Consider the following 8,789-nt stretch of genomic DNA (forward strand, 5'->3'; position numbering starts at 1 on the left):
ACATAGTTCTTGAGGAAGGGACGCCATGGCTGCCATTTACGACGTATTGAATCAACTTCGCCGAATCGCACGAACCACACGCGAACAAGGAGACATTTTTGAACGCCTCATGAAGGCATTTTTGCAGCAGGATCCACAGTACAAGCAACTCTTTTCCCGTGTCTGGAGATGGATGGAGTGGCCTGGTCGGAATGGTCGTGTTGACACAGGCATTGACCTGGTAGCGGAAGAAGCGATTACTGGGAACATCTGGGCCATTCAGTGTAAGTTCTATGATTCCGGGCACAAGATTCAAAAGTCGGACTTGGATTCCTTCTTTACGGAATCCGGAAAACATCCATTTCGTCGACGGATGATTATAGCCACGGCACCTTTGAGCAAACACGCACTGGATGCTTGCAGAGATCAGCAAATTCCGGTCCAAATACTGGACATTGGTGAATTGGAACACAGTCCGTTCGATTGGTCCCAGTTTTCTTGGGACAAGCCGGAAACGTTGCCCAAGAGAGATCGCAAAGCCTTGCGTCCTCACCAACGGGCAGCCATTGAGGATGTCATCGCAGGCTTCCGCAAGCACGACCGTGGAAAGCTTGTCATGGCCTGCGGAACCGGGAAAACCTTCACTGCGCTCAAACTGACGGAACGGTTTGTCCCACGTGACGGTCTGGTGCTGTTCCTGGTTCCATCTATTGCACTCCTTTCGCAAAGCCTACGGGAGTGGACTTCTGAATCGGAGATCTCCTTGCGGTGTTTTGCCGTATGTTCGGATGTTAAGGTGGGCCGGGGAGAAGGCGAGGATTTGCGCGTTTCGGAATTGGCGTATCCCGCTACAACAAACGCAGAGCTGTTGGCGCAAGAGGTGAACAAAGGCCTGGGACAAGTAATCACTGTGATCTTTTCAACTTACCAATCCTCTGATGTTATCTCGAAGGCACAGGAAAGAGGTCTTCCCTCCTTTGATCTGGTGATTTGCGATGAGGCGCATCGTACTACCGGCGTCGTGACCGGCAAACACGGCTCGTATTTCACGAAGGTGCATGATGATCGTTTCATTTCCGCGAAGAAGCGCCTGTACATGACGGCTACGCCCCGCATTTATGCAGATACGAGTAAGTCTAAGGCCAAGGATGCCGGGGTGGAACTGTATTCGATGGACGATCCGAATGTGTACGGCCCAGAATTCCATCGCTTGAACTTCTCAAAGGCTGTGGAAGCTGGCATTTTGTCGGACTACAAGGTGCTCATTCTGGCGGTGGATCAGCAGCACGTCTTGACACATTTGAAGGAGTTAATCCACGACAAGGATGAACCCTTGGATCTTCCGGATGCGGTAAAGATTGTAGGATGCTGGAATGCGCTGTCCAAACGATTCCCGGAAAACAATTCCGATCTGGCCGCAGATCCGATTCCGATGCGGCGTGCCGTGGCGTTCACCAATTCCATCAAAAACTCCAGGCTCTTTGCTGATCTGTTCGCCCAGACCATCCGTGACTATCTGACTTCCTCGTCCGGGACGGTCTCCGACGCCTTGGCGGGCGAAGTTCAACACGTTGACGGCACGATGAATATTGTCGAGCGCAACGAAAAACTCCAATGGTTGCGGGACGAACCGGCTCATGGAGAGTGCCGAATTCTCAGCAATGCAAAATGCCTCACGGAGGGCATCGACGTGCCTGCACTGGATGCCGTCATTTTCCTTCATCCACGTAATTCACAGGTCAATGTCGTGCAGGCAGTGGGACGCGTGATGAGAAAAGCGCCAGGGAAGGAGTACGGTTACGTTATCCTACCCATAGCTGTTCCATCAGACCGTTCCCCCGAGGAGGTACTGGATAGGGAGAAGAACTACCGTGTCATTTGGGAAGTTCTCAATGCACTCCGGGCACATGACGATCGGTTCAACGACTTGGTAAACAAGCTCGAACTAAACAAACACAAGCCGGACAATATCAACGTCATTGAAATCGGTGGACACCCTAAAAAGGGCACTGCCGGATCAGAAGACGAACAAGAAACAGAAGGGGAACATGCCGGAACGCAGTCTCAACTTGGATTGGACTTGTCTCGATTGAATACGTGGCGTGAGGCAATCTACGCGAAAATCGTGCAAAAGTGCGGTGAGCGCCGCTACTGGGAGTCATGGGCCAAGGACGTGGCGGAGATAGCCGACCGCCATAGGACTCATATACGAGTAATCCTCTCTGGAAACGACGAGAAATCGCTGGAAGCCAAGCATGCGTTCGATCATTTCGTGCAAGGACTTAAGAAGAACATCAATGACAGCATCTCCGAAGAAGACGCTATTGAGATGCTTGCTCAGCATTTGGTGACGAAACCGGTGTTTGACGCACTGTTTGAGAACTATGCCTTCAGCGCACAGAACCCAGTGTCACAAGCCATGCAGAAAGTGTTGGACGTGCTGGAGAGACAAGCGCTGTGGAAAGAAACCGTCTCGCTGAACGACTTCTACGAAAGCGTGCGTCGGCGTGCTAGCGGCATCGACAATGCGGAAGCCAAGCAACGCATCATCCTTGAGCTGTACGAGAAATTCTTCAAAACCGCATTCCCGAAGATGACTGATCGCCTGGGCATTGTGTACACACCAGTAGAGGTGGTCGATTTCATCCTGCGGAGCGCGGAAGACGCGCTTCAAGAGGAGTTCGGCATGCACCTGAGCGACGAGGGCGTGCATATTCTGGATCCCTTCGTTGGAACGGGCACGTTTATCGTGCGTCTGCTACAAAGCGGCCTCATCCGGCCGGAGGACCTGCTACGAAAGTACCGGTACGAGCTTCATGCAAACGAGATTGTACTGCTCGCGTATTATATCGCGGCCATTAACATTGAAGAGACATTCCACCGACTATCAGGGCGCGACTACGAACCCTTCCCAGGCATCGTGCTGACAGATACATTCCAGCTGGGGGAGAACGAGGGTGCTTGGGTGGAGGTGATGTTCCCTGAGAACAACGAGCGGATTGCCCGACAGAAACGGCAAGAGATCCGCGTGATTGTGGGGAATCCGCCGTATTCGGCAGGGCAGACAAGTGAAAATGACAATAACAAGAACATGACGTATCCGCATCTCGATCAGGGAATCGCAGATACCTATGCGGCGGCTTCTCATGCCGTATTAAAAAAGGGACTGTACGATTCCTATGTTCGCGCGATCCGTTGGGCTAGCGACCGGATTGGAGATCGCGGTGTAATTGCTTTTGTGACAAACGGTTCATTTATCGACAGTAATGCCGCAGATGGTCTCCGAAAATGCCTGGTGGATGAGTTCACATCGATCTATTGCTTCAATCTGCGAGGACATGCTCGAACATCTGGAGAGTTGCGCAAAAAAGAAGGGGGAAACATTTTTGAATCGGGTAGTCGTGCGCCGGTGGCCATCACAGTATTAGTCAAAAATCCGGCGAAGAAGGGTAAGTGCGTGCTTCGCTACCACGACATCGGGGATTATCTCAGCAGGGAAGAAAAACTGAAGAAAATCCAGGGAGCTGGCAGCATCAAGGGGCTTGCATGGACGGTCATTCAGCCTAACACGGCGCATGATTGGGTGAATCAGCGTAACGAAGACTTCACAAAATTGATTGCGCTTGGTGCAAAAGGAAAACAGGAATCGTCTGTATTTGAGCTGTATTCACTTGGAGTTACTACAAATCGAGACAGCTGGACATACAACTTCTCGCGGTCCACTGTCGAAAGTAATATGCAGGCCACCATTGAGTTCTATAATCAGCAGGTTGATGAATTCAAGAAGTTAGCGATAACGAGTCCTTCAATCAGCGATGTTGAGGCTTTCATCGATACGGACCCAACAAAGATTAGTTGGTCACATAACCTGAAGCAGGACCTATCACGAGGCAAGACATATACCTACAAGCAAAATTCCATTGTGCCGTCAGTATATCGACCGTTTTGTAAACAATGGCTTTATTTTAACCGTGCGCTCAATGAGAGGGTATACCAGATTCCAAAGCTCTTTCCCGAACCCGGCGTCGAAAATCGAGTTATCGCGGTGACGGGAATTGGAGCCAGCCGGCCGTTCTCGGCGTTGATGGTAAATGCCATACCAAATCTCCATTTCCACGACACAGGGCAGTGCTTTCCTCTGTATTTCTATGAATGTGATGCTGATGAAGCTCCTGAAACCCAGGTGCGGTTGGAACTGTCCAACGAAAAATACAAGCGTAAATACGCCATATCAGATTGGACGCTCAATGAATTCCAACGTCACTATGGCAGCATAGTATCCAAGGAGGACATCTTTTACTACGTCTACGGCATTCTCCACTCACCAGAGTATCGAGAGACTTTTGCCGCGGACTTGAAGAAGATGCTTCCGCGCATTCCCGCCGTGCCAAGTGCAGAGGACTTTTGGATGTTTAGCAAGGCCGGCCGAGAGTTGGCGGAGCTGCACGTCAACTACGAAACTGTCGAACCGTGGCCGCTTGAGGAGATACACGACAAAGATTCGCAATTAGAGGGCTTCTACCGCGTCGAAAAAATGCACTTTGCGAAGGGACCAGGAGGAAAGCCGGATAAGACCACTATTATCTACAACGCCTACATCAAGCTTTCAGGCATTCCCCTGGAAGCATACGACTACGTCGTCAACGGTAAGTCCGCGATTGAGTGGATCATGGATCGGTATCAGGTGACGGTGGACAAGGTCAGTGACATTGTCAACGATCCCAACGAATGGTCCGAAGATCCGAGGTATATCGTCAACCTTGTGAAGAGGATTGTGCGTGTGAGCATGGAGACCAATCGGATCGTGAAGACATTGCCCACACTCGGGTTATAGAAATGGGGGCGTCCATTATCAGTTCCATTTTCACCCAGCTTATCAGGAAGCGGATCGGGAGCAGTTGCGCCATATGGTGAGCGAAGTGAAGGGAAAATTCTCGAAGGTTAAGACCTCTGGAGACGGTGGATGGATGTGGTCGAAATCATCTCAAATCAAATCTGGAGTCGATTTTGCGGATGACGGGAGCGGTTCTGCAGGAGCAGCACGAAGACTGGCTCGTGTCCCGTCGGTATTTCAGCATGGAATCGATGGCCAGGCTTAAACCGGATGCGACACCATTGTTAGAACCAGACACTTTACTACACAACTGGCTATTTGTCCCACTTTAGACACGCACGGCGAAATTCCACTCACTTAACGGACACTACCCTTAAAACTGGGGAGAGATTGTTAATGGCGAAAATATTCTTGTCTCATTCCTCGAAGGACAAGGAGTTTGTTCGCAAATTAGCGGCCGATTTGAAGGAATTAGGACATGATATTTGGTTCGATGAATGGGAAATAAGGGTTGGAGACTCTATTGTCTCAAAGATTAACCAAGGCATCGCAGATGCTGATTATGTAGTTATTGTATTATCTCCAAATGCTGTTGAATCAGGATGGGTAGAACGGGAGTGGCAAAGTAAATATTGGAACGAAATTCAAGAAAACAAAACGATTATACTGCCAGTGATGCTTGAAACATGTACGGTACCGTCCCTATTGGGGACTAAAAAATATGCTGATTTCCGAAAAAGTTATGCCCTTGGTCTTGTCGAACTTACACAAGCGATTCGTCCTGTCATCGAATCACCCTATGGAATAGAGGAACTCCGTATGCAGGATTCGACCTCAGACATCGCCGATCTCTTATCAGACGTACAAGGTAAACGAAAGCTATTATCCGAGTGCATTTCAGAAGGACTTAATATCGCAATAAAGCGTAGAGATAAGTCGTTAGAACTGTTCTGTCGCAATGAATTGGCAGGTTGGTCGAATGAATCCTTGGATAAGTTAGATGAAGGAGACAAGCCACGACATCGACTGATTCAAGTATATGTAACTCCTTTTCAGGTAAATACGCAGTACATCGGTTGGGGAGAACATGCTGCTAATGTAATGTCTTATCTAAGAACAAGAAAAGATACTATTTTATGGAATATATTCATTAATCAACCTGTTGCAAAATTGGAGTCTGAAATAAAGCAGAGCACTCATCCTGAGAAGATGATTTTATCCTTTCACTTGCGATTAAAAGATTTGAATCCAAGCGCCGAAACTGATTTGCCGTTATTCGGATATGCAACAGGTACTGCTTATGGGGGCGTATTGGAGGCAATTAGAACGGAATTCACGAAAAGGCTATTGAACTTGTTACCAACTGTTCTCCTGTAAGAAAATAGGGTAAATATTCCTTATTCGTTTAGAACAGAAGTCGCTACCGTCTCTCCCAGAGTGGGCGTGCCACAGCGTGGTGGTCATTCCAGACGGTGGCTTGGACGTGCCTGCCACGCTCTACGGTGCAGCTAGGAACGGCTTATTGATCCAGACAGGCGCCTTGAATGAACTGATCACGTGCATCTATCCCACATTTCGCGCCCGTTTTTCGGGCGCCCATCATTTTTGACAGGAATTTTGACCGTCCATGTGGAATTGGGTAGCCCGGCGTATCTTCGCATGGGAGGATTTCCAGGTGCTCGGTCCGATTCGTTCGTTTGTTATGGGGCCTTCCCCGGTACTGGCCAGACTCATCGACTGGTTGGGATGGGTTCACATCATCGACGAAGCGGTGCCGCGCCCGGACTGCAAACTGTCCGTGGGTCTGCGGACCAAGGCGCTGCTTATCAACATCGGCACCAACCGCGAGGCGCTGTACCGGGTGGAGGAGTTCTACGCGCAGCGGGATGTGGAAGTGCTGCTTGGAAGCGGCGTCTCAGCGGAGGACCTGAATGACGATGCCTTGGCAAGGGCCCTGGATGCCCTGTATGACGCCGGACCGGAGCAGTTGTATGCGCGTATCGCTCTGCACACGCTGCAGAGGCTCCGCGTGTTGGACGAATCGGATGAGCCGATTCCCATCCATGCGGACACCACGTCATTGTCTGTCACGGGTGAGTACCTGGACCAAACGGAGTTTCGCATTGACCGGGGATTCTCCAAGGACAACCGTCCGGACCTCAAGCAAATCGTGTTTGGGCTTTGCACCGTGTATGGCTTCGGACTGTGCGCGAACGTAAACCCAGGGAACCTAGACGACCACACATGGAACTTCGAGAACATCCAGCAACTCTTGGGGCAACTCGATGAAGCCACGCGCAAACGAGGCGTATACATTGCGGACGCGGCCTTGGTGACAAAGGACAACCTGGAGCTTTTGGCTCAGGAGGGTATTCACTTCATCTCGCGATTGCCGGGGACGTATAAGCTGTCCGAGGACTTGAAGCGAGCCGCGTGGCAGAAGGAACACGGCTGGCGGGAAGTCGGTCGGCTCGCTGAGGCCAAGGATGGGGCCAGTTACAAGATCCAGTCCTTCCGCCGCACACTGTATGGCCGAACGTATCGATTCGTGGTGGTGCGCTCCTCCAGCCTGGATACCCGCAAGGAGCGCAAGCTCGAAGATGTCCTGAAGCGCGAGAAGGCCGCGCTGGAGAAAGCGGCCAGGACGCTGGGCAAAATCGTCTACAGTTGTGAACAGGACGCGCAGATGGCGGCGCAGGCATTTGTGCAGGAGCACCGCAGTGCATTGTACCAGATCACCACGCGCGTATATGCCGAGCAGGTACAGGAAAAACGGGCGCGCCGTGGTCGTCCGCGCAAGGATGAACCGGCACCACCCGTGCACACGCGGTACCGCATAGAGGTGGAGATTCTGCCGCCAACCGAGGAGCGAGTTCAGCTCTGGCGGGAGAAGGAAGCCACATTTGTGCTCATCACCGATATTCGCGATGACCAGCGCGTATCGGATGAACAGGTGCTGTGGCTGTACAAAGAGCAGCATGAGGTCGAGGCGCGATTCCGGTATCTGAAGAGCCCTTATCACGTGGGTCCCATCTTCCTGCACAAGCCCACGCGCGTGAAGGCATTCGGCGTCGTGATGCTGCTGTCGTTGCTGCTGTACAGTGTGCTGGAGTACATCATCCGGGAGAAGATGAAGCGCGAGACGGAGCCACTCATCCTGCCGGGCAAGCGGAAGAGCTTCCGTCCGACGGGCCTGTCGGTCCTGGAGATGCTGGATGGAATGACGACCGTGCAGGTGCAAGTCGGTGATACGTGGCACAGAGCGCCAGCGACGCCACACGACCCGCAGATAGCCAGGGTTTTGAAGCTGCTGGACATGGACCTGAGCATCTACACGGAGGTTCAAAAAATCGCCTGATTGGCGCTCACCTCGGCATGTGCTGCACTTCCAATTCCGATCATTTCTTGGAAAGATCGCGCTTTCATAATGACTTTAATTTACATTTTGTGGACCAGCGACGGGGGGTTACCCCTATTCCTGACCCGTTTCCAGTCTGCCCGTGCCAAGGTGGCGCGAAATGTGGGATCTATCCGCTGGTATTCGACATGCAGGCAGGCCGTACGAGACCTTGAAAAGACGCGCCAATTCAACCACGAGTCGCCAGTTTCCACCGTTTGATGTCTGGGATCAGGTCCTTTTTGAACTTCGACTCTCGACTGATCTCAAACCGCTATAATACATGACCAGCGATAGGAAATCATAGGATGAATCAAATCCATGGTGTATGAGAGCAAGGATCGAGGGATTTCCCCCTCGGTCTTTTGCTTTTTAGAACTATGTGTTATTAACGATGTTTTTTACATGTAACTTTAATGGCCACGATGAACAATCCCCTCCCACGTGCGAGCAAGATTTCGTTCACTCCTACAGACTGGACAGATGTCCGGCTGGAAGGGTTCCGTAGACCGGACCCAAAAGGCATGACCACGTTGACAAAGGTATCCTTGGAGCCACACCTGCTCCTCCTTCATGATT

Annotated in this window: 3 protein-coding genes; all 3 read left to right on the forward strand. The window is 51.2% G+C overall.

The features are described 5' to 3' along the window. The first annotated feature begins 25 nt into the window (after positions 1 to 25). The 3 genes from AK2_RS15995 to AK2_RS16005 all read left to right on the forward strand — a co-directional run bounded on the left by AK2_RS15995 (position 26) and on the right by AK2_RS16005 (position 8,171). Entirely contained in the window at positions 26 to 4,813 is a 4,788-nt protein-coding gene (locus AK2_RS15995; protein ID WP_067937020.1) for a DEAD/DEAH box helicase, read from the forward strand. Positions 4,814 to 5,209: 396 nt separating this feature from the next. Beyond that, complete coding sequence (locus AK2_RS16000; RefSeq protein ID WP_067937022.1) at positions 5,210 to 6,190, forward strand: toll/interleukin-1 receptor domain-containing protein; 981 nt, start codon at positions 5,210 to 5,212, stop codon at positions 6,188 to 6,190. Between the two features lie 298 nt (positions 6,191 to 6,488). Beyond that, positions 6,489 to 8,171: an IS1634 family transposase gene (locus tag AK2_RS16005; RefSeq protein ID WP_245632950.1), complete on the forward strand. Its 1,683-nt coding sequence runs from the start codon at positions 6,489 to 6,491 to the stop codon at positions 8,169 to 8,171. The last annotated feature ends 618 nt before the right edge of the window (positions 8,172 to 8,789 follow it).

The organism is Alicyclobacillus kakegawensis NBRC 103104 (assembly GCF_001552655.1).
GTDB classification, from domain to species: Bacteria; Bacillota; Bacilli; order Alicyclobacillales; family Alicyclobacillaceae; genus Alicyclobacillus_G; species Alicyclobacillus_G kakegawensis.

What these genes read in the sequence shown, in the direction of transcription:
- AK2_RS15995 (WP_067937020.1), top strand. Translation starts at nt 26, where the DNA reads ATGGCTGCCATTTACGACGTATTGAATCAACTTCGCCGAATCGCACGA.
- AK2_RS16000 (WP_067937022.1), top strand. Translation starts at nt 5,210, where the DNA reads ATGGCGAAAATATTCTTGTCTCATTCCTCGAAGGACAAGGAGTTTGTT.